Below are 20,085 nucleotides of genomic sequence, written 5' to 3'. Positions count from 1 at the left end.
CTTGAACTTCTTTGCCCCATGCCCCCGCGGCCTCGAGCCGCTCCTCGCCGACGAACTCGCCGCCCTCGGTGCCACCGACCCGAAAGCCGTGCCCGGCGGCGTGCAGTTTGCCGGCGACTGGGCCCTGTGCTACCGCGCCAACCTCGAGAGCCGCATCGCCACCCGCGTGCTGTGGCAGATCACGCTGGGCCGCTACCGCAGCGAGGAGGATGTCTACCGGATCGCCTACGCGCCCACCTGGGCCCGCTGGTTCACGCCCGAGCAGACCATCCGCGTCTTCGTCACCGCCCACAAGTCGCCGCTGCGCAGCCTGGAGTTCGTCACGCTGAAGATCAAGGACGCCGTGTGCGACCACTTCCGCACCGTGGCGGGCAAGCGGCCGAGCGTCGACACCCAGGCGCCGGACATGCGCATCCATGCGTTCCTGTCGGCCGACACGGTCACGCTCTACCTCGACACCTCGGGCGACCCGCTCTACAAGCGCGGCTTCAAGCAGGCCGCGGTGGAGGCTCCGCTCAAGGAGAACCTGGCCGCCGGCATCCTCAGGCTCACCGGCTGGAAGCCGGGCGAGGAGGCCCTGTGCGACCCGATGTGCGGCAGCGGCACCTTCCTGATCGAGGCGGCCCAGATGGCCCTCGACGTGGCGCCGGGCCTGGGCCGGCATTTCGCGTTCGAGCGTTTCAGGCACTACGAGCGCGACACCTGGCTGCCGATCCGCCAGGCCGCCGAGGCCCGCCGCCAGCCGCCGCGCAAGCTGGCGATCTACGGCTCGGACATCCTCGAATCCCAGCAGCGCAAGGCCTTCGTTAACCTGCGCAGCGCGGGCCTGGAAGGGTGTGTGGAGGTGACGCGGGCCGACCTGCTCGACCTCGTGGCCCCGGCGCCGGCCGGCGTGCTGGTGGCCAACCCGCCCTACGGCGTGCGCCTGTCGGACACCGCCGAGCTGGAGGCCTTCTACCCGAAGCTGGGCGACGCCCTCAAGGCCCACTGGGCCGGCTGGCGCTGCTACTTCTTCACCGGCGACCCGGCCCTGCCCAAGGGTGTCCGCCTCAAGGCCAGCAAGCGCACGCCGCTCTTCAACGGCGCCATCGAATGCCGGCTGTTCGAGTACCAGATGATCGCCGGCTCGGCCCGGAAGCCCAAACCGGCCGACAAAGCTGCAGACTAAAAAACTTCAGCTGACGCTGGCGGCACCCTTGCCGCCAGGCATCCGTCTCCCGCGGAAAAAGGCGCCCAGAAAGCGTAGCGAGCGGCTCGAGGTCGCAACGAGAAGCACGGCCGTACATGCGTACGGCGCGCATCGCAGTCGCAGGATCGGAGCGCGCGGTCGCTTTATGCGCCCATTCACACGATGTCGAGGTTCTGGATGCCGGACATCATGTCGCCCCGGTCGCCGCGGCGGCTCTTGAGCTTGATCTGCAGGCGCAGGTCGTTCATGGAGTCGGCGTTGCGCAGGGCGTCTTCGTAGGTGATGAGGTTGCGCTCGTAGAGGTCGAACAGGCTCTGGTCGAAGGTCTGCATGCCGAGCTCGCTGGAGCGCTTCATGACGTCCTTGATGCCCGGGATCTCGCCCTTGAAGATGAGGTCGGAGATCAGCGGCGAGTTGAGCATCACCTCGACCGCCGGCACGCGGCCCTTGCGGTCGCACATCGGCAGCAGGCGCTGGGAGATCAGCGCGCGCAGGTTGAGGGAGAGGTCCATCAAGAGCTGCTGGCGGCGCTCTTCGGGGAAGAAGTTGATGATCCGGTCGATGGCCTGGTTGGCGCTGTTGGCGTGGAGGGTGGCCAGGCACAGGTGGCCGGTTTCGGCGAAGGCGATGGCGTAGTCCATCGTCTCGCGGTCGCGGATCTCGCCCATCAGGATCACGTCGGGGGCCTGGCGCAGGGTGTTCTTGAGAGCCGGCTCCCAGGAGTCGGTGTCGATGCCGACCTCGCGCTGGGTGACGATGCAGTTTTTATGGGCGTGGACGAACTCGATCGGGTCTTCGATGGTGATGATGTGCCCGAAGCTCTTCTCGTTGCGGTAGTCCACCATTGCCGCCAGCGAGGTGGTCTTGCCGGTGCCGGTGCCGCCGACGAAGATCACCAGCCCGCGCTTGGACATGGCGATCTCCTTGAGCACCGGCGGCAGGCCGAGCTCGTCGAAGTTGGGGATACGCTGGGGAATGGTCCGCAGCACGAGGCCGACCTGCCCCTGCTGGATGAAGGCGTTGGCCCGGAAGCGCCCGATGCCCGCCGGCGAGATCGCGAAGTTGCACTCCTTGGTGGCCTCGAACTCCTGGGCCTGGCGGTCGCTCATGATCACCCGCGCCAGCTCGGCGGTGTGGGTGTGGGTGAGCTGCTGGTTCGACTGAGGCACGATCTTGCCGTCGATCTTGATGGCCGGCGGAAAGTTGGCGGTGATGAAAAGATCGGACCCGTTCTTCTGGAGCATCAGCTTCAGCAGGTCGTTCATGAACTTGAGTGCCTGGTCGCGTTCCATGGTGTGTTCCAGTTGCCGGGCGGGCCGGCGTCAGTCGGTAATTGTCCGGGATAAAGTGCCGGTCAGGCCGTGAAGTTGTCCTTGTTGGCGGCACGAAGCCGGGCTTCCGCCCCGGAAACGATGTTGCGCCGCACCAGATCGGCCAGGCACTGGTCGAGGGTCTGCATGCCGACGCCCTGGCCGGTCTGGATGGCCGAGTACATCTGGGCCACCTTGTTCTCGCGGATCAGGTTGCGGATGGCCGGGGTGCCGATCATGATCTCGTGGGCGGCCACGCGGCCGGCGCCGTCCTTGGTCTTGAGCAGGGTCTGGGAGATCACCGCCCGCAGGGATTCGGACATCATGGCCCGCACCATGTCCTTTTCGGCGGCCGGGAAGACGTCGACGATACGGTCGACCGTCTTGGCGGCGGAGGAGGTGTGCAGGGTGCCGAACACCAGGTGGCCGGTCTCGGCGGCGGTGAGGGCGAGGCGGATGGTTTCGAGGTCGCGCAGCTCGCCGACCAGGATCACGTCCGGGTCTTCCCGCAGGGCCGAGCGCAGCGCGGCGTTGAAGGACTGGGTGTCGCGGGCGACCTCCCGCTGGTTGATCAGGCAGCGCTTGGCGTCGTGCACGAATTCGATCGGGTCCTCGATGGTGAGGATGTGGCCGTATTCGTTTTCGTTGACGTAGTCGACCATCGCCGCCAGCGTGGTGGACTTGCCCGAGCCGGTGGGGCCGGTGACCAGCACGATGCCGCGGGGCTGGTTGGCGATCTCCTTGAAGATCTTCGGGCAGTTGAGCTCCTCGAGGGTCAGCACCTTGGACGGAATCACCCGGAACACCGCCGCCGCGCCGCGGTTCTGGTTGAAGGCATTGACCCGGAAGCGGGCCAGGTTGGGGATCTCGAAGGAGAAGTCGGTCTCGAGGAACTCCTCGTACTGCTTGCGCTGGGCGTCGTTCATGATGTCATACACCATGCCGTGCACGTCCTTGTGGGTGAGCGCCGGCAGGTTGATCCGGCGCACGTCGCCGTGGACGCGGATCATCGGCGGGAGACCGGAGGAGATGTGCAGGTCGGAGGCCTTGTTCTTGACGGTGAAGGCGAGCAGTTCGGTGATGTCCATGGTGGTGACTCGTCGCTTTTGAGGGTGGAGGGGCGAGCCCGGGCAAGAAATCCGGGCTTCGGGCCGGTGCTATACTCGACGGCCCCGGGCTTCCGAAACTTTAGCTTTGCAAGATTATAAGTCAGGGCTTTCCGCCCGCCTCCAAAACCTTGTCATTCGCATTGCGCGGGCCGCCGAGGCGGCCGGGCGGGATGCCGCCGACGTACGCCTGCTGGCCGTCAGCAAGACCTGGCCGGCCGACTGCGTGCGCGAGGCCGCCGCCGCCGGGCAGCGCGCCTTCGGCGAGAACTACGTGCAGGAGGGCGCCGAGAAGGTCGACGCGCTGGCCGGGCTGGGTCTCGAATGGCATTTCATCGGCCCCCTCCAGAGCAACAAGACGCGCCAGGTGGCCAACCGCTTCGCGTGGGTGCATTCCATCGACCGCCTGAAGATCGCCGAGCGCCTGTCGGCCCAGCGGGACGTGCATCTGCCGCCCCTCGCGGTGTGCATCCAGGTCAATGTGAGCGGCGAGGCGAGCAAGAGCGGCGTGGCCCCCGATGAGCTGCCGGCGCTGGCCCACGCGGTGGCGGCCCTGCCGCGGCTGCGCCTGCGCGGCCTGATGGCGATCCCCGAGCCGACCTCCGACGTGGCCCTGCAGCGGGCGCGCTTTGCGGCCCTGCGCGCCTTGTGCGACCGGCTCAACGCCGAGGGCCTCGCCCTCGACACCCTGTCGATGGGCATGTCCGACGATCTCGAGGCGGCGATCGCCGAGGGTTCCACGATGGTCCGCGTCGGCACGGCGATCTTCGGTTCGCGATCCTGAAACCCGGCGGCATGGCGTGGTCTGGCAACCCGCCGGCGTCGCATGTATTCCCGGCAGGCGCCCCGATCAGCTCCGGTGGCCTGCATTTTTTCGATTCCTACTGACGGAAAGACGGCAATGAAAATTACCTTCCTCGGCGGCGGCAACATGGCCGCGGCCCTGATCGGCGGTCTCCTCAAGCGCGGCTTCCAGGCGGCGGACGTGCAGGTGGTCGAGCTCTCCGGCGAAGGCCGGGCCCGCCTCGCCGCCGACTTCGGCGTGCGCGCCGTGGAATCCATCGACGACCAGGCGCTGGCCTGCGACGTGCTGGTGCTGGCGGTCAAGCCCCAGCAGCTCCGCGCCGCGGTGGCGCCGATCGCCGGCCGGCTCGACCGCCAGCTGGTGGTGAGCATCGCCGCCGGCCTGCGTCTGGCCGACATCGGGCGCTGGCTGGGCGGCCACGGCAACCTGGTGCGCTGCATGCCCAACACCCCGGCGCTGATCGGCGCCGGCATCACCGGCCTGTTCGCCGACGCTTCGGTGAGCGCTGCCGGGCGGGCCGCCGCCGAGCAGGTGCTGGCGGCGGTGGGCTCCACCGTGTGGGTGGCCGACGAGGCGCAGATCGACGGCGTCACGGCCATCTCGGGCAGCGGGCCGGCCTACGTGTTCCACTTCATCGAATGCCTGCAGGCCTCCGGCGAGGCCCTCGGCTTCGACGCCGATACCGCCCGCAAGCTGGCCATCGACACCGTGCTCGGCGCGGCCCGGCTGGCCGCCGGCAGCCCCGAGTCGCCCGCCGTGCTGCGCGAGCGCGTGACCTCCAAGGGCGGCACGACCGCCGCGGCGCTGGCCTCGATGGCCGCAGACGGCTTCCCGGACGTGATCCGGCGGGCCGTGGTGGCGGCGGAAACCCGCGGCCGCGAACTCGGCGACGAGCTCGGCCGCGACTGAGCGGGGGAGGCGTCATGCTGGCAAGTCTTCTGCTCACCGTCATCGAAACCCTCGGCAGCCTGTTGACCGGCGTGCTGCTGGCGCGCTTCATCATGCAGTGGCAGCGGGTGTCGTTCCGTAACCCGATCGGCCAGTTCGTCGTGGCCACCACCGACTGGCTGGTGCTGCCCCTGCGGCGCTTCATCCCCGGCCTTGGCGGGCTGGACCTGGCCAGCCTGCTGCCGGCCTGGGTGGTGCAGGTGCTGGTGATGTTCGTGGTGCTGGGCCTGATGGGCCGCATCGGCGCGGCCAACCCGTTCGGCCTGCTGGCCGTGATGTGGGGCGTGGGCTTGCTGGAGACGCTCCGGGTGGCGCTGTACCTGCTGATGGGCGTGGTGCTGATGTCGGCGATCCTGTCATGGGTCAATCCCTATGCGCCGATGGCGGGCGTCATCAACGCCCTCTCCGAGCCTTTCCTGCGCCCGTTCCGGCGCATCATCCCGCTGATCGGCGGGGTCGATCTGAGCCCCATCGCGCTGTTTCTGCTGCTGCAGGTGGCCCTGAGCGCGCTGGCGATGGTCAAGCTCATGCTGATCGGCGTGGCCTGAGCATGACCTGGTGTGTCCAGGCTGCCGACGGCAGCCTGATCCTCACCCTGCACATCCAGCCCGGCGCCAGGAGGTCCGGCATTGCCGGGCTGCATGGCGAGGCCCTCAAGATCCGCCTCGCTGCGCCGCCGGTGGACGGCAAGGCCAACGCCGAACTCCTCGGCTTCCTCGCCAAGGCTTGCGGGGTGCCCCGGTCGGCGGTCGGGCTGCTCAGCGGCGAGACCTCCCGCGCCAAGCGGGTCTGCATCAGCGGCGCCGATCCGGCCCGGGTGGCCGCGCTCGCCGGACTTTGAGGCTGCCCTCAACCTGCCTGCCCTGACTTTTCCCGGGGCGGGCGGGGGAGGGCGCCGCGCGGCGGGCATCACCCCGCATGGTCGGACGTTGTCGGCCACCCCGGCCGGTCCATGCGGCGTATCGTCTCCTTTTTTCTTCTCTGCTTCCCTCCATTCGCCACGGCGCTGCCCGCGGTCATCAGCCCCTTTGTGCCCGCCGGGCCAGTCCTTGCATAGGGGGTGGGCTGATCTATCGTTGAAGAACGGCCCGGGTCGCATGTTCCCTGGATGGCGCTGGCCAAGGTGCCGCTGCTTGCCGGTAGGCAGGCGCGGGGCCGCATTGCCGCGTCGAGGTGTGCGTCACCCCCGGGGCGCGAAGGTCATTGACAACATTTATGACAGCGGTGGATGTTGATGATGAAGGTATTAATTTGCGATGCTGTCAGCCGTTAAACTGCATGAATCCGATTCCGCTGTCCTGCGATGCCCTCACTTCTGTGGTTCATGGCTTGTTGGCTGTCCGGCCGGGCGTCGCGCGCGCTAGGCGGCGGGGTGCTGCTGGCCTTCGGGCTTTCTCCCGCTCTGGCGGCGACGCCGGTCACACTGCAGCTCAAGTGGACCCACAACTTCCAGTTCGCCGGCTACTACGCCGCCCTCGAGAAGGGGTACTACCGGGAGGCCGGGCTCGAGGTGCGCCTGAAGGAGGCCCAGCCGGGGCTGGACGTGCCGGCGCAGGTGGTCTCGGGGCAGGCGGATTTCGGCGTCGGCACGAGCTCGTTGCTGCTCCACCGCCATGCCGGGCGGCCGGTGGTGGTGGTGGCCACGATCTTCCAGCATTCGCCGGCGGCGTTCATCGCCCGGCGGGAGTCGGCGACCCAATCCATCCATGACCTGGCCGGCCGGCGGGTGATGATCGAGCCCGGGATGGACGAGCTCACCGCATACCTGCGTCGCGAGGGCCTCGCCGACGACGCCCTGCGGGTGGTCGAGCACTCCTTCGACCCCCGCGACCTCATCAACGGCAAGGTGGACGCCATGTCGGCGTACCTGTCCTACGAGCCGTATTTCCTCGACAGGGAAGGGTTCGATTACCAGATCTTCACCCCGCGCTCGATGGGCATCGACTTCTACGGTGACAATCTGTTCACCTCCGAGGCCTTGCTGAAGTCCCGTCCCGAGCTGGTCAAGGCCTTCCGCGAGGCCAGCCTGCGGGGCTGGGAATACGCCATGGCCTACCCCGGCGAGATCGCCGCGCTGATCCGTGATCGCTACGCCCCGGCGCAGCCCCTCGACTTCCAGCTCTTCGCCGCCCGCCAGATGCAGTCGCTGATCCGCGCCGACGTGGTGGAGATCGGCTACATGAGCGCCGGGCGCTGGCGGCACATCGCCGAGACCTACGCGGGCATCGGCATGCTGCCGCCGGAGTTCGATCTCGACGGTTTCCTGTATGCCTCCGCCACCGGGGCCGACATGGAGGGGCTGCGCACCTACCTGGGCTTCACGCTGGCGATCACCGCGTTGATGAGCGCGGTGGCGATCTACGTCCATCGCATCAACCGCCGTCTCAAGCGCAGCATGGCCGACGGGGAGCGGGCGGTGGCCGAGCTGCAGGCCGGCGAAGAAAAATACCGCCTCCTCACCGAAACCATGCTCGACGTGGTGTGGACCGCCGACGCCGAAACCCTGTGCTTCCGCTACGTGAGCCCGTCGGTCGAGCGGCTCCTGGGCTACACGCCGGCCGAGCTGGTCGGCACCTCCCTGCTGGCCGCCGTCGACCCCGCCGTGATCGACGACGTGAAGGGACTCATCCGCAAGGGCGTCGATACCTTCCTGTCGCTGTCGCCCGGCACGCCCGCCTTCCGCACCGACGAGCTGCACCTGCCGTGCAAGCATGGCGGCGGCGTGTGGGTGGAGGTCCTGAGCACCTGCTGCCGCAATCCCCGCACCGGCGTGGTCGAGCTGCACGGCGTGGCCCGCGACATCTCCGAGCGTCGGGCCACCCAGGCGCGCATCGCCTACATGGCCCAGCACGACCCGCTCACCGAGCTGCCCAACCGCGCGGTGCTCACCGACCGCCTTCGCCAGGCCATCGCCGCGGCGCGGCGCAATGGCCGCCGGGTCGGCCTGCTGTACATCGATCTCGACCGCTTCAAGCCGGTGAACGACGCCCATGGCCACGCGGTGGGCGACCTGCTGCTGCGGGAGGTGGCGATCCGCATGCGCGGCTGCGTGCGCGAGTCGGATACCGTGGGGCGCATCGGCGGCGACGAGTTCGTCGTGCTGCTGCCCCTCATCGACACCCTTCCCGACGCCGAGATCGTCGCCGAGAAGATCCGCGCGGCCCTCGCCGAACCCTTCCATCTGGCCGACCTGTGGCTCGAGGTCTCGTCGAGCATCGGCATCGCGCTGTATCCCGACCACGGCGCCGACGCCGCCGCGCTGATGGTGCACGCCGATGCCGCCATGTATGTGGCCAAGCATCGGGGGCGCGACCGGGTGACCGTCTTCTCGCTGGTGGCCTGACCTCCGCGCCGCCGGGGCTCCGCAGCATGTGCTTACAGTCGCTTACAGCCCGCGCCGTGCCGCCCGGCTAGAGTTGCCGCAACCGGGGCGTGTCGCCTGTCGCGGTGGGCCGCAACCAGGGTGGCACAGGATGGGCGGGCCGCTCGCCGGTTCAAAACGGAGATTTCACGATGAAGCGAATTTTGTCCGCCGTCGCGCTGGCGACCCTCGCCCACGGCGCGCTGGCCGCCGACGTGGGCGTGTCGATCAGCATCGGCGACCCCAATTTTTACGGCCGCCTCGATATCGGCGGCTTTCCCCGCCCGATGGTGATGTATCCGCAGCCCGTGGTGATCCAGCCGGCGCCGGTCCGTGTGGTCCGCGAGCCCCTGTACCTGCGCGTGCCGCCCGGCCATGCCCGCAAATGGAGCCGCTACTGCGGGCGCTACAACGCCTGCGGCTATCCGGTCTATTTCGTCCAGGACGGCTGGTATCGCGATGTTTACGCGCCCCGCTACCGGGAGCACCACGGCTACCAGTACGTCGATGCCCCGCCGCCGCGGGCCTACGGTTACGACGACGGTCGACCCGATTACTCCGATCGCCGCGGCGAGGGCCGCCGGGAGCGTCACGACGAGGGCCGGGGCGAGGGGCGCGGCTGGGGCGAGCGGGGCCATGGCCATGGGCACGGTCACGGCCACTGACCGGTCGTGCCCGGGTGGCCCGGGTAACCTGTTCCGGGTCAAGGCGGGGGGCGACCGGGCGGCGTAGGGTTCGGTGGTCTCGATGGCACTGCTCCGGCCCACCCATGAACCCCTCCGCCCATCCCCTCTGGCTCGTCGGCTTCCGTCCCTTCTTTCTGCTCGCCTGCCTCGCCGGGCTGGCTTTTCCGCTGCTGTGGGCGCTGATGTTCACCGGCGCGTTGCCGCCGCCGGCCAGCCCGGTGAGCGCCCTCCAGTGGCACGCCCACGAGATGTTCTTCGGCTTTGGCTGGGCGGTGATGGGAGGCTTCCTGCTCACCGCCACCAAGAACTGGGTGCAGGTGCGCGGCTGGCACGGGCTGCCGCTGATCGGGCTGGTGGCGGCCTGGCTGTTCGAGCGGGTGGGCATGGCCTTCGGCGCCGGCTGGCCGCCGCTGCTGTTCCGGCTCTCCAACCTGCTGTTCCTCGCCGCCATCGTGGCGATGCTGCTGTGGACGCTGCTGCGCCATCGCCGGCAGGACAGCTTCGCCGACAACCCTTTCTTTTACGTCGTACTGCCGGCCTTTGTCGCGGCCAAGCTGCTGGTGCTGGACGAGGCGCATTTCCACGCCGGGGTGACGATGGCCATTGGCCTCTACCGGATGGCCTTCCTGGTGATGCTGGAGCGCACCCTGACCCAGTTCATGAAGGGCCTGTTCCAGGTGGAGCTGCTGCGTGACCGGCGGCTCGACGGTGCCATCAAGCTGCTCGGGCTGGCGCTGGTGTTCCAGGCCTGGCTGCCGGTGCCGCTGGCGGCGGTGCTCCTCGGCCTGCTGGCGCTGCTGCTGGCCGTGCGCTTTGTGGGCTGGCGGCCGGGCCTGGGCTTCACCCGCATCGACCTGGCGGTGATGTTTCTCGGCTATCTCGCCATCCTTGCCCAGCTCCTCGTCGAGGCCGCCGGTCTGCTCGCCGCGCCGGCCTGGGTCGGCAGCGTGTCGGTGCATCTGTTCACCTTCGGCGTGATGGGGCTGATCATCCCGGCGATGTTCGTGCGCATCTCCAAGGGTCACACCGGCCGCAAGGTGGTGTTCGACAGCGCCGACAAGCTGGTGTTGTGGATCATGCTGGCGGGGCTGGTGGCCCGCATCGTGCTGCCCCAGCTGCTGCCGGCCGCCTATGGGCGCTGGATCCACCTGTCGGCGGGGGCGTGGCTGCTGGCCTTCGGCATCCTCGGCCTGCGCCTGCTGCCGCGCCTCACCGCGCCGCGCATCGACGGCAAGGTGCATTGAGCCTTCCGGCATCGTGCCGGGCGCGCTCCGGCGGGCCCATCCGGTGGTCGCTTCAATGTTTGCGCGGCCACCTGTTCCGGATCAAGGCGGGCCAAGCGGCGCGTTGCCAAGCTGGGGTTTTCCGATGCAAGGAGGCGCGATGCGCTACCCGGATTTCTTCGATGCCGTGCCGCGCATCCGCCTGCACGATCCGCTGGCAGACTTTCTCGGGGCCTGCGACGGCGGCATCATCGAATACGCCTATCCCGACGCGGTGCGCCTCGCCGGCCACTCCTGCCCCACCGTCGCCGGCGCCTACTGGCTGACCCACCAGGCCCTGCGCGCCCTGTACGGCGAGGCGCTGCCGGAGCGGGGCGGGGTCAGGGTGGCCTTCCGCGAGTCCCGCACGGCGGGTGTCACCGGCGTGATCGCCAACGTGGTCAGCCTGCTCACCGGCGCTACCACCGACACCGGCTTCAAGGGCCTGGCGGGGCGCTTCGACCGGCGCGGCCTGCTCGATTTCGACGCCCGCCAGCCCCTCGACCTGCGCTTCACCCGCCTCGACACCGGCGCCGCCGTGGACGCCGTGGCCCACCTGCGCGAGGTGCCCGCCGACCCCCGGATGGCGCCGCTGATGCAGGCCTGCCTCAGCGGCCACGCCCGCCCCGCCGAGGCCCGGCAGTTTGGCGAGCTGTGGCAGGCGCGGGTGCGCCGCGTGCTGCTGGAGCATGGCGACGATCCGGCGGTCTTCGTCGTCCGCCCCGCGCCGACCGAGCCGACCTAGCCCCCGGAGGACACCATGGCCCACGACACCGACGATTCCAATCCGCCGCCGTCCTGCAGTTCGCCCCCGTGTTACGCGGCCGAGTTTCCGGGCTACTTCGGCGAGGCGCCCGACCCGGCCGTGGTGGACGGGCTCAACGCCCTGCTGGAGGCCGAGCGGGCCGGTGCCCGCGTGCTGGCGGTGCTGCGCGACAGCGTGGAGGTCTCGTCGCCGCTCCACGCGCTGCTCAAGGCGCTGCAGAAGGACGAGGGCGCCAACGCCGTGCTGCTCTACCAGACCCTCCGCCGCCTGGGCGGGGCCGCGTCCCACGAGACCGGCGCCTTCGTCGGCAAGACTCTGGCCATCGACGGCCTCGCCGCCCGCCTGCATTTTGTGAACAAGGGCCAGGCCTGGGTGGTGCGCAGGATCGAGGCGCTGCTGCCTGTGGTCCAGGACGCCGAGGCGCGGGCGATGCTGGAGGAGATGCGCCGCTCCCACCAGGCCAACATCGCCGCCTGCGAGGCCGCGCTGGGCGAACTGCCGGCGGATTGATGCGGCCGCCCCGAAGCGCTCGGGCCGTCACCGCGGCGGCCGGCGGCGCGGGGCTTCCGATGGGCGCCGCGTCGGGGGCCGGAACCCGCTACAGCCTGTCCCGCGAGACCCGGCGGAGCAGGGCGCCGAAGAGCAGCGTCGCGGCGACGGTGGCCACCACGCAACCCTCCCAGAACCCGGCCACCGACGGCGTGCCGGCGCGCCACGGGGCGTGGAAGCTCAGCCAGTAGCCGCCCGACAGGCCGATGCCCCAGAAGCAGACGGTGTGCAGCACCATCGGCAGCAGCGTCACCTTGTAGCCGCGCAGGGCGTGGGCGGCCACCGTCTGCAGGCCGTCGAAGCCCTGGTAGAAGCACAGGTAGAGCACCAGCCCCAGCGCCACCCCCTGCACTGCCGGGTCGGTGGTGGACAAGCCCACCAACGGCTCCCGCAGCAGCCACAGCAGGATGCCCATCACCAGCGCCACCCCGCCGGCGAGGCCCATGCCCAGCCGTGCGGTGAGCCGGGCCCGGGCCGGGTCGTTGGCGCCGACGGCCTGCCCGACCAGCACCATCGTGGCGATCGACAGGGCCAGCGGCAGCATGTAGATCACCCCGGTGAAGTTGGCGATCACCCGGTGGCCGGCGACGGTCTCCACCCCCAGCCGTGCCACCAGGATCGCGATCAGTGTGAAGGAGCTGATGTCGATGAAGGTGGACAGCCCCATCGGCAGGCCCAGCCGCAGCAGCTTGCCGAGTTCGCCCGGGTGGGGCGGCCGCCAGCGGCTGAAGAGGTGGTACTGCCGGTAGGCCCGGTTGCGCACCAGGTAGGTCAGGCCGCACAGCAGGGCCAGCCAGTTGATGATGGCCGTCGATACGCCGCAGCCGGCGCCGCCCAGTTCGGGCAGGCCCGCCGCGCCGTTGGTGAGCGCCCAGGCCAGCGGCAGATGCACGCTGGTCACGATGGCGCTGATCGCCATCAGCGCCCGCGGCCGGCCGACGGCGTTGTTGAAGGCGTAGAAGCTGCGATAGAAGAGCAGCGCCGGCAGGCCCGCGGCGGTGGCGGCGAGGTAACGGGACGCCAGCTCCGCCACGTCCGGTGGCACCTCGGCCAGCGCCAGCAGCGGACCCGGCGCCAGCAGCACCGCGACCCCCGGCAGCGCCAGCATCGCGGCGAGCCAGAAGCCCTGTTGCAGCGCGGGGCCGATCTCCCCGGTGCGGCCGGCGCCCACGTGGTGGGCCACGGTGGGCGCCACCGCCTGCAGGATGCCCCCCAGCAGCATCACCACCGAGATGTAGAAGCTGCTGCCGATGGCCACCCCGGCGAGGTCGAGGGTGCCGTAGCGCCCGGCGATCAGGGTGTCGGCGATCATCATCGCCATCGACAGTAGCTGCGCGACCAGGATCGGCCAGGCGTGGTGGAAGAGCTGGCGCACGATGGCGCCGGCGGAGGCGTGGGGGGCGGTCAAGGGGCGGGCCGGGTCAACGGTGCACCAGCACCGGGATCGTGGAGTGGGTGAGCACCTTCTGGGTCTCGCTGCCCAGCAGCAGCGCGCCGATGCCGCGCCGGCCGTGGGAGGCCATGAAGATCAGGTCGCAGCCGTGGTGGGCGGCGGCGGCGATGATGCCGTCGTGCACCGTCGCGCAGGGCGTGGCGGCGGCCTCGGCGGAGACTCCGGCTGCCGTGGCCTCGGCCACCAGCGGGTCGAGGATGGCGCGGCCCTGCTGCTCGGCGGTGGCGATCAGGCGCGCCCGGGTGCCGGCGTCGGTGAGGCCGTAGCCCTCGTGGAAGGACACCGGGTGCTGCGGCAGCGCGACGAAGAAGGTGAGGCGGGCGCCGGTCTCGCCGGCGAAGGCGATCGCCTTCGCGGCGGCGAGCCGGGAGAGGTCGGAACCGTCGGTGGGGACGAGCAGGTGCTTGAACATGGTGAGCCTCCCTGGGCTGGTCAGTTGGCGTTGGCGAGGGCCTGGAAGTCGCGCTTCTCCATCAGCCACGATACCCCGAAGCCGGCCACCAGGCCCCAGAAGGCGGCGCCGATGTTGAGGATGCCCAGGTCGGCCACGGTGACGCACAGGCTGATGAGCGCGCCGAGGGTGAACTTGCCGCCCCCGAAGGATGCCACGAAGGCGCCCTGCAGCACGCGCAGCATCGCCAGGCCGCCCAGCACCATGATGTATTCCTTGGGCGCGGCCAGCATCAGCCCGGTGAAGGTGGGCGCCATCAGCCCGAACAGCACGCCGAAGGTGCCGAAGGTGAGGGCGGCGGTGTACTGGCGGTGATGCTCGCCCGAGGAGGTGAGCAGGGCGTTGGTGGGGCCGGTGAGGCAGCTGCTCACGGCGCCGACGGTGGCGCTCAGGGCCGCGCCGATGCCCGACACGAAGGCGATGGTATTGACCGGCGGCTGGTGCTTGACCGAGTTCAGCACCGCCACGCCCTGGCCGTTCTGCACCACCAGCACGGTGATCGCCAGCGGCACGACCAGCTCGACCAGCGCGCCCACCGACCACACCGGCGCCTGCACCACCGGCGCGGCGAAGGCGAAGCTGTGCACCACCGAGGCGTCCACCCGGCCGAGCAGGCCGATCGCGATGGCGCCCACCACCAGCGCGCCGATCACCGGCGGGATGCGCTTGCCCCAGGTGGCGCTCGCCGACAGCAGCAAAAAGGCCACCACCATCGGGCCGGCGATGCCCACGTCGCTGTGCAGCGCGCGCACCAGGTCCAGCCCGAAGCGCAGGAACACCCCCGCCACCATGCCCATCACGATGGGCATCGGCAGCGACGACATCAGCCGCTTGACCCAGCCGCTGGCCCCCAGCACCAGGATCAGCACGCTGGTGGCATAGAAGGCGCCGATCACCTCGGCGAAGCTCAGGTGCTGCAGCGCCGGCCCCACCAGCACCGTGCCGGGGATGGTCCACGCAAAGCCCAGGGGGGTCTGGTAGCGCCAGCTCATGGCCAGGGTGATCAGCCCGTTGATGAAGAACACGCCGAAAACCCACGAGGCCAGCTCGGCCTGACTGAGGCCGCCCCGGGTGCCCACCGACAGGATGATGGCCACCGGCCCGGTGGCCGAGAAGATGAAGCCGATCAGGCCGTTGGCGAAGTAGGTGAGGCCGAAGTCGGCGAAGATCTGCCGCAGGCCGGGAGCCCGGGCGGTCGGGCGTTCGAGGTGAGCGAGCATGGTGAGTCCTTGGAAGCGTGGGGAGATGCGGAAAGCTCAGCGGGCCGGGGCCGGCATCGGCTGATGGGCAGGCTTGCGGGTGGTCAGCAGGATGCCGCTGAAGACGAGCGCCATCCCCGCGTAGTGGTACCAGGCGGGTGTCTCGCCCAGCACCAGCGCCGACAAGATCGACGCGAACACCGGCATCAGGTGGATGAACAGCGAGCCCACCGCCGGCCCCACCCGGGCCACGCCGGCGTTGAAGCACACGAAGCCCAGGAAGGCCGCCACCACGCCCGCGTACAGGATGCCGGCCAGGGAGCCGGCGTGCAGGTTCACGGCGGCGCCGGTGGACAGCTCCCAGGCGTACATCGGCGCCATCACCGCCAGGCCCACCACGATGAAGGCCGCCAGCAGCAGCATCGGGTGCACCCCCTGGGGCCGCCACTGCAGGAAGGCGGTGTAGAGGCTCCACGACAGCACCGCCAGCAGCATCCACAGGTCGCCGGTGTTGAGCTCCAGCCCGAGCAGCGTGGCGATGCTGCCGCGGCTGATCAGCAGCACGACCCCGACCAGCGAGATCAGCCCGCCGATCACCTCGGGTCGCGACAGGCGCCGCCCGAAGAAGGCCAGCGCCAGCACGCTGGTCACCACCGGGATGAAGGAGTTGAGCAGGGTCGCGCTGGTGGCGGTGGTGTACTGCACCGCCACGTAGGAGAAGGTGTTGTAGAAGCCCACCCCGAAGATGCCGAGAAAGATCAGCTTCTTCCAGGCCGCCCGCAGCAGCGGCCACTGGGCACGCAGATGGGGCAGGGCCAGCGGCAGCACGCAGCAGAAGGCGGTGACCCAGCGCCAGAAGGCCAGTGCCACCGGCGGCAGGTCGGCCCGCAGGCCGCGGCTCATCACCATGTTGCCGGCCCAGAACAGGGAGGTCAGGGCCAGCAGCAGATAGGGGTTGAAGTGGGGACGACGCATGGTTTTCGTGTGGAGTCGTTGTCCGCTCCGAAAGCCGCGCCGGCAGGCTGCAGGCGGCTCTTCGGGACGATAGGGCGTGCATTCTGGTTGTTTCCTGTGAGGAAATAAAGCCAGAATGATTGAAAACACTGTTTTGATTGGACGAACAATGGTCGCCGGCCCCCTGCCCAAACGAGGGCTAGGCGGCGACGTCCCGCGGGGCAAAACGCCGGCGGTCAGGGGCTCGGCCGAGAGGCCGTGAGGCGAGCGGTCGCGGCTGCGTCACTCGGTGGTGCTGGGGCTCCAGAAGGCCTGGATGACGTAAGCCTGCTCCGCCAGTTTTCGTGTGATGCGCTCGAGTTCGGCGCCGTCGACGCCGGTAGCCAGCAGTACCGCTTCGATCTCGACCGCGTCGGAGCCAAACGCGTGCACGACCAGGTCCCGCGTCGTATGCCTGGCAGCTTCGAGTGTCTCTTCCAGAAAGCGCAAGGCCTCCTTCTGGTGCTCGCGGCGGGCGATGAGGTAAACCGTGTTGGTGACTTCGACGGCCTGCGTGTCGATGGGCTCACGGTTGATGCGGTTCACCACCGGGCGCAGAAGTGTGTTCGATGCCAGCACGAAGCTCGCGCCGAGAATCGCCTCCAGCAGCATGTCGGCGCCGGCGGCCGCACCCACCGCCGCCGAGCCCCACAGGGTGGCGGCGGTGTTGAGGCCGCGCACATTGCCTTCTTCGCGCATGATCACCCCCGCGCCGAGGAAGCCGATGCCCGACACGACGTAAGACATCACGCTGATGGCCCCCTGGTGTCCATTGAGCCGGTTGGCGATATCCACGAAAAGCGCAGCCCCGACGGCAACCAGCACATTGGTCCGCAGGCCGGCCGTGCGTTGGCGGTACTGCCGCTCGAAGCCGATCAGACCGCCCAGTATGAAGGCCGCCACCAGGCTCAGCAGCGAGTCCGCCAGGGATGCGAGATTGATGTTCTCGATGGCTTGCAGGGTCATGCTCAGAACTCGGCGTGGACACGCACCGCATAGAAGTTGGCCGGTCCGCGGTCGGCGTTGTAAGCCGGGTTCCACATGCGCTGGTAGTCGGCCGTGACGAAGGTATTCTTCCAGGCCTTCAGGCTGTAATAGGTCTCGAAGATCTGCTCTGGCCGGTAGTTGAGGGCGCCATCGCCAATGAAGAACGAGATGCCTCCGGCTTCCAGGTAGTGACGCCGCTCCTTGGAGATGCTGTTGCGCAGGAAACCGATACCCAGCGTATCCATGCCACGCCCCCAACCGCCCCCTTTCAAGGAAAGACCGGTGCCGATCGACGCATCGGTTTCCGTGAAGGCATAGGTCTCTGTGTGCCCGTTGGCCTTCATGGTGCGCAGGAAGAAGCCCAGGTTGTCGGTGAGGGCCTGTTCGATGTTCACGCCCAGGCCATACTTGATCTTCTCTCCGTTGCGGACCGCGAGAATCGTCTGCGGGTCGGCATCCGGGTTGGCCTTGAGATAGTGGAGGGCGTTCCTGAACGAAGCGATGTTGGCGCGGTTCCGCCAGGCCAGCAGCCGGACTCGGCCTGGCCGGGCCCACAGCTCGTGGGCGTGTTCCAGTTCCACTTGGTCACCGTAGTGCTTGCCGATCTGGTAGTCGATCGGAAGCATGTTCGGCTTTTTCGGGCCGGTCATCCGCCCGAGGCGCAGCACCCAGTCGTCCCGATACCATTCGAGGGCAAAGCCCCAGCCGAAGCCACGGGCATCGGCGGCGTAATCGTAAGCAAGGGGAGCCATGAAACCCGCGTTCATGAAATGGACCCGGGGGTCCTTCGCGTAGGCGTTGTCGTCAAAGACATCGAGGCTCGAGAAGTTGCCCACGGTCAGGACGACGCGGTTCTTGTCAACAGTGCCGGCCATCTGGTTGAGATCGGCCTCGAGCTGTTCGCTGCCGCCGCCCTGTCCCCAGGTCTGGCGAAGGAAAAGGCGTTGGCGGTAGAGCTTGGGCGTCGAGCCGGCGGTGCGGGTCAGTTCGCCGTTGGTGAAACCGCTGGAGCCTGCGAGGCCGGAGAACGGGCGCCCTTGGGTTACTTCGGGATTGAGATAAAGCTCGCCCCCCCTCCACGGGCGGAAGCCCAGATAGGCCGTGGCGGTCCCGGTGTAGCTGAACTCCTTGTCGGCCTGCAGGCTGTTGGGGCCGCTGTAGGCCGCATTCATGGCCGGCTTGACCTGCCGGACATAGGTTGTCTGGAAGCGGGCGGTCCACTCCTCGTAGTCATCGCCGGCGAGGGCAGTATGGCTGGCGCCGAGGGCCAGGACAACCTGCGCCAGGTAACGGATGATGGTTGACGTGACAGGACGGTGCCCGGAAATTCCCGAATGCATTGTTGACCTCTGGGTTGTGCGGGGAGCCGGACTATGGCGGGCATGTTCAAGTGTTGTGGCGTGCATGCCAGTCTTCGGGCTCGCCCTGACTCGACGGGCGGACCCGTTTACCCACACGATGGAAGCCGGTGGTGCTGGAGTGGCCCCTTTGAATTGTCCGGCGGTAAACCGGCAGGGGCTCTGACGATGCTCCTTGCGGCCGATATGCCCAAGGCCGTGACATACCGGGATGGCCATCGCTCGAGCCGTGGCAGGGCTCTGTGTCCCGGTAAAGTCGCGTCGGGAGGCGTCAGGGCCGCGATTATATTAAACAAACGTGAACCTCAGGTTACATGGCGCCCGGGGTGGCTGTGGAGGCTTTCCGAAAATGGAATGAATATTTATTTTGGATTTTTTGGTGGCCGGCTGGGAGGGGCATTGCGGGCGCTGGCTTTCCTGCTTTCCGGGGGATCTTGCGCTGACGTAAGATGTTGTGTATCACATTGTATTTAATGGGTTTTTAAACTTTTTGTCGTTTTTTGTTTCTTCACGAATCGCCACAATTGATGGGTGCGGGCGGGCAATAGAATCCCCTGTAATCGATGCTTCCGGGGAATTCAAATGCAATGCAAGGCTCATCGGAACAATTTCAATCTGCTGCGCTTCGTGTTTGCGGCGCTGGTGATCGTCTCTCACGCCCCCGAGTTGCAGGACGGCGACCGCAGCAACGAGTGGCTGTCCCGGCTGTTCGGCACCCTCTCGTTCGGCGAGCTGGCCGTCGACAGCTTCTTCATCCTGAGCGGCTTCCTGATCGTCAAGAGCTGGGTGAGCCGGCCGCAGGTCGGGCGCTTCGTCGCGAGCCGGGTGCTGCGCATCTATCCCGGCTTCATCGCCGCGTCGCTGTTCTGCGCGCTCGTCGTCGGGCCGCTCTACGGCGGGGCGGATTATTTCCACCAGTTCTGGTGGGGCGGCTTCGTCGCCGGCCTGGCCCGGCTGGAACTGGTCGTGACCCCGCCGGTGTTCGCCGGTACGGCCTACCCCTTCCTCAATGGCGCGGTGTGGTCGATTCCCTACGAATTCCAGTGCTACATGCTGGTGCTGGTGGCCGGCCTGGCCGGGCTGTTCCGTCGGCGGCACTTCTGGCCGGCGGTGTTTGCGCCGAGCGCGCTGCTGCATGTGCTGGCCGCGTCCGGCGTGGCGTCGTTTGCCGGCGAGCTGTATCTCCGGCTGCTGATGGCGTTCTCGGCGGGCTGCTGCTTTTATCTGTACCGCGATGCGCTGCCCTGGACGCCCGCGCTGGCTCGGGCGGCGCTGCTGCTCTTTGTGGCCTGCCTGTTCTCGAGGCCGCTGGCCGAGCCGGGACTGTGCCTCTTCTGGGGCTACGCGATCCTGCATTACGCCCATGCCGGCACCCCCTTGCGCGGGTTCAACCGCCTGCCGGATGTCTCCTACGGCATCTACCTGTATGCCTGGCCGATCAACAAGATCCTGCTGTGGCATTTTCCGACCCTCGATGTGTACCTGATGATGGGCCTGGTGGGGGGGCTGTCCATCCTGGCCGGCGCCCTCAGCTGGTATGCGGTCGAGAAACCCTTCATGCGCCTCAAGCTGCCCGCCGCCCGCTCAGGCCCGGAGCAGGCGCCGGGTTTCGTGGCCCGGCCGCCGGAGGGTGCGGCGGGCGCCCGCTGGGTGGTCTGAGCC

The 20,085-nt window shown here is 68.5% G+C and carries 19 protein-coding genes; 11 read left to right on the top strand and 8 right to left on the bottom strand.

Annotated elements, in window-relative coordinates:
- The first annotated feature begins 1 nt into the window (after position 1).
- The gene (locus tag ACE3OU_RS10960) at positions 2–1,168 is read left to right on the top strand and encodes a class I SAM-dependent RNA methyltransferase (protein WP_374241598.1); all 1,167 of its coding nucleotides are present in this window, start codon (positions 2–4) and stop codon (positions 1,166–1,168) included.
- Between the two features lie 176 nt (positions 1,169–1,344).
- On the opposite strand, the gene ACE3OU_RS10955 is transcribed toward ACE3OU_RS10960, so the two are convergent.
- Both ACE3OU_RS10955 and ACE3OU_RS10950 read right to left on the bottom strand, forming a co-directional pair.
- The gene (locus ACE3OU_RS10955; protein WP_374241597.1) at positions 1,345–2,481 is read right to left on the bottom strand and encodes a PilT/PilU family type 4a pilus ATPase; all 1,137 of its coding nucleotides are present in this window, start codon (positions 2,479–2,481) and stop codon (positions 1,345–1,347) included.
- Positions 2,482–2,543: 62 nt separating this feature from the next.
- Positions 2,544–3,587, bottom strand: coding sequence for a type IV pilus twitching motility protein PilT (locus tag ACE3OU_RS10950; protein ID WP_374241596.1), 1,044 nt, complete (start codon positions 3,585–3,587; stop codon positions 2,544–2,546).
- A gap of 106 nt (positions 3,588–3,693) precedes the next feature.
- Here ACE3OU_RS10950 and ACE3OU_RS10945 point away from each other — a divergent pair, with 106 nt between their 5' ends.
- From ACE3OU_RS10945 to ACE3OU_RS10905, 9 genes are all read left to right on the top strand, one after another.
- On the top strand, positions 3,694–4,389 hold the full coding sequence (locus ACE3OU_RS10945; protein ID WP_374241595.1) for a YggS family pyridoxal phosphate-dependent enzyme: 696 nt from the start codon (positions 3,694–3,696) through the stop codon (positions 4,387–4,389).
- Positions 4,390–4,506: 117 nt separating this feature from the next.
- A complete protein-coding gene (gene proC / locus ACE3OU_RS10940; RefSeq protein WP_374241594.1) occupies positions 4,507–5,319 on the top strand; it encodes a pyrroline-5-carboxylate reductase in 813 nt (270 codons plus the stop codon).
- 14 nt (positions 5,320–5,333) lie between these two features.
- Positions 5,334–5,906: a YggT family protein gene (locus ACE3OU_RS10935; RefSeq protein ID WP_374241593.1), complete on the top strand. Its 573-nt coding sequence runs from the start codon at positions 5,334–5,336 to the stop codon at positions 5,904–5,906.
- A gap of 2 nt (positions 5,907–5,908) precedes the next feature.
- Complete coding sequence (locus ACE3OU_RS10930) at positions 5,909–6,199, top strand: DUF167 family protein (RefSeq protein WP_374241592.1); 291 nt, start codon at positions 5,909–5,911, stop codon at positions 6,197–6,199.
- 462 nt (positions 6,200–6,661) lie between these two features.
- Positions 6,662–8,701 (top strand): ABC transporter substrate-binding protein, encoded by a 2,040-nt coding sequence (locus ACE3OU_RS10925; RefSeq protein WP_374241591.1) that lies wholly within the window; start codon positions 6,662–6,664, stop codon positions 8,699–8,701.
- Between the two features lie 170 nt (positions 8,702–8,871).
- Positions 8,872–9,384: a hypothetical protein gene (locus ACE3OU_RS10920; protein ID WP_374241590.1), complete on the top strand. Its 513-nt coding sequence runs from the start codon at positions 8,872–8,874 to the stop codon at positions 9,382–9,384.
- A gap of 104 nt (positions 9,385–9,488) precedes the next feature.
- On the top strand, positions 9,489–10,649 hold the full coding sequence (locus ACE3OU_RS10915; RefSeq protein ID WP_374241589.1) for an NnrS family protein: 1,161 nt from the start codon (positions 9,489–9,491) through the stop codon (positions 10,647–10,649).
- A gap of 139 nt (positions 10,650–10,788) precedes the next feature.
- The gene (locus ACE3OU_RS10910) at positions 10,789–11,412 is read left to right on the top strand and encodes a hypothetical protein (protein WP_374241588.1); all 624 of its coding nucleotides are present in this window, start codon (positions 10,789–10,791) and stop codon (positions 11,410–11,412) included.
- 15 nt (positions 11,413–11,427) lie between these two features.
- Complete coding sequence (locus ACE3OU_RS10905) at positions 11,428–11,943, top strand: DUF6306 domain-containing protein (protein WP_374241587.1); 516 nt, start codon at positions 11,428–11,430, stop codon at positions 11,941–11,943.
- Positions 11,944–12,031: 88 nt separating this feature from the next.
- Here ACE3OU_RS10905 and ACE3OU_RS10900 read toward each other — a convergent pair whose 3' ends face one another.
- From ACE3OU_RS10900 to ACE3OU_RS10875, 6 genes are all read right to left on the bottom strand, one after another.
- Positions 12,032–13,390, bottom strand: a complete 1,359-nt coding sequence (locus ACE3OU_RS10900) for an MATE family efflux transporter (RefSeq protein WP_374241586.1) — start codon at positions 13,388–13,390, stop codon at positions 12,032–12,034.
- Positions 13,391–13,403: 13 nt separating this feature from the next.
- Positions 13,404–13,847, bottom strand: coding sequence for a universal stress protein (locus ACE3OU_RS10895; RefSeq protein ID WP_374241585.1), 444 nt, complete (start codon positions 13,845–13,847; stop codon positions 13,404–13,406).
- Positions 13,848–13,867: 20 nt separating this feature from the next.
- Positions 13,868–15,106, bottom strand: coding sequence for a benzoate/H(+) symporter BenE family transporter (locus ACE3OU_RS10890; RefSeq protein ID WP_374241584.1), 1,239 nt, complete (start codon positions 15,104–15,106; stop codon positions 13,868–13,870).
- 36 nt (positions 15,107–15,142) lie between these two features.
- Positions 15,143–16,060: a DMT family transporter gene (locus ACE3OU_RS10885; protein WP_374241583.1), complete on the bottom strand. Its 918-nt coding sequence runs from the start codon at positions 16,058–16,060 to the stop codon at positions 15,143–15,145.
- Positions 16,061–16,321: 261 nt separating this feature from the next.
- Positions 16,322–17,044, bottom strand: a complete 723-nt coding sequence (locus ACE3OU_RS10880) for an MgtC/SapB family protein (protein ID WP_374241582.1) — start codon at positions 17,042–17,044, stop codon at positions 16,322–16,324.
- Between the two features lie 2 nt (positions 17,045–17,046).
- Positions 17,047–18,405, bottom strand: a complete 1,359-nt coding sequence (locus tag ACE3OU_RS10875) for a carbohydrate porin (protein WP_374241581.1) — start codon at positions 18,403–18,405, stop codon at positions 17,047–17,049.
- Positions 18,406–19,005: 600 nt separating this feature from the next.
- Between ACE3OU_RS10875 and ACE3OU_RS10870 the strand changes: the two genes are divergently transcribed.
- Positions 19,006–20,082 carry an acyltransferase family protein gene (locus tag ACE3OU_RS10870; RefSeq protein ID WP_374241580.1) on the top strand — a complete coding sequence of 359 codons (1,077 nt, stop codon included), beginning with the start codon at positions 19,006–19,008 and terminating at the stop codon, positions 20,080–20,082.
- Positions 20,083–20,085: the final 3 nt, after the last annotated feature.

The sequence above is a fragment of the Zoogloea sp. genome (assembly GCF_041908905.1).
GTDB lineage: Bacteria > Pseudomonadota > Gammaproteobacteria > Burkholderiales > Rhodocyclaceae > Zoogloea.
Note: the sequence above shows the minus strand (reverse complement) of the source record. Positions and strands in the feature narration are given on the sequence as shown.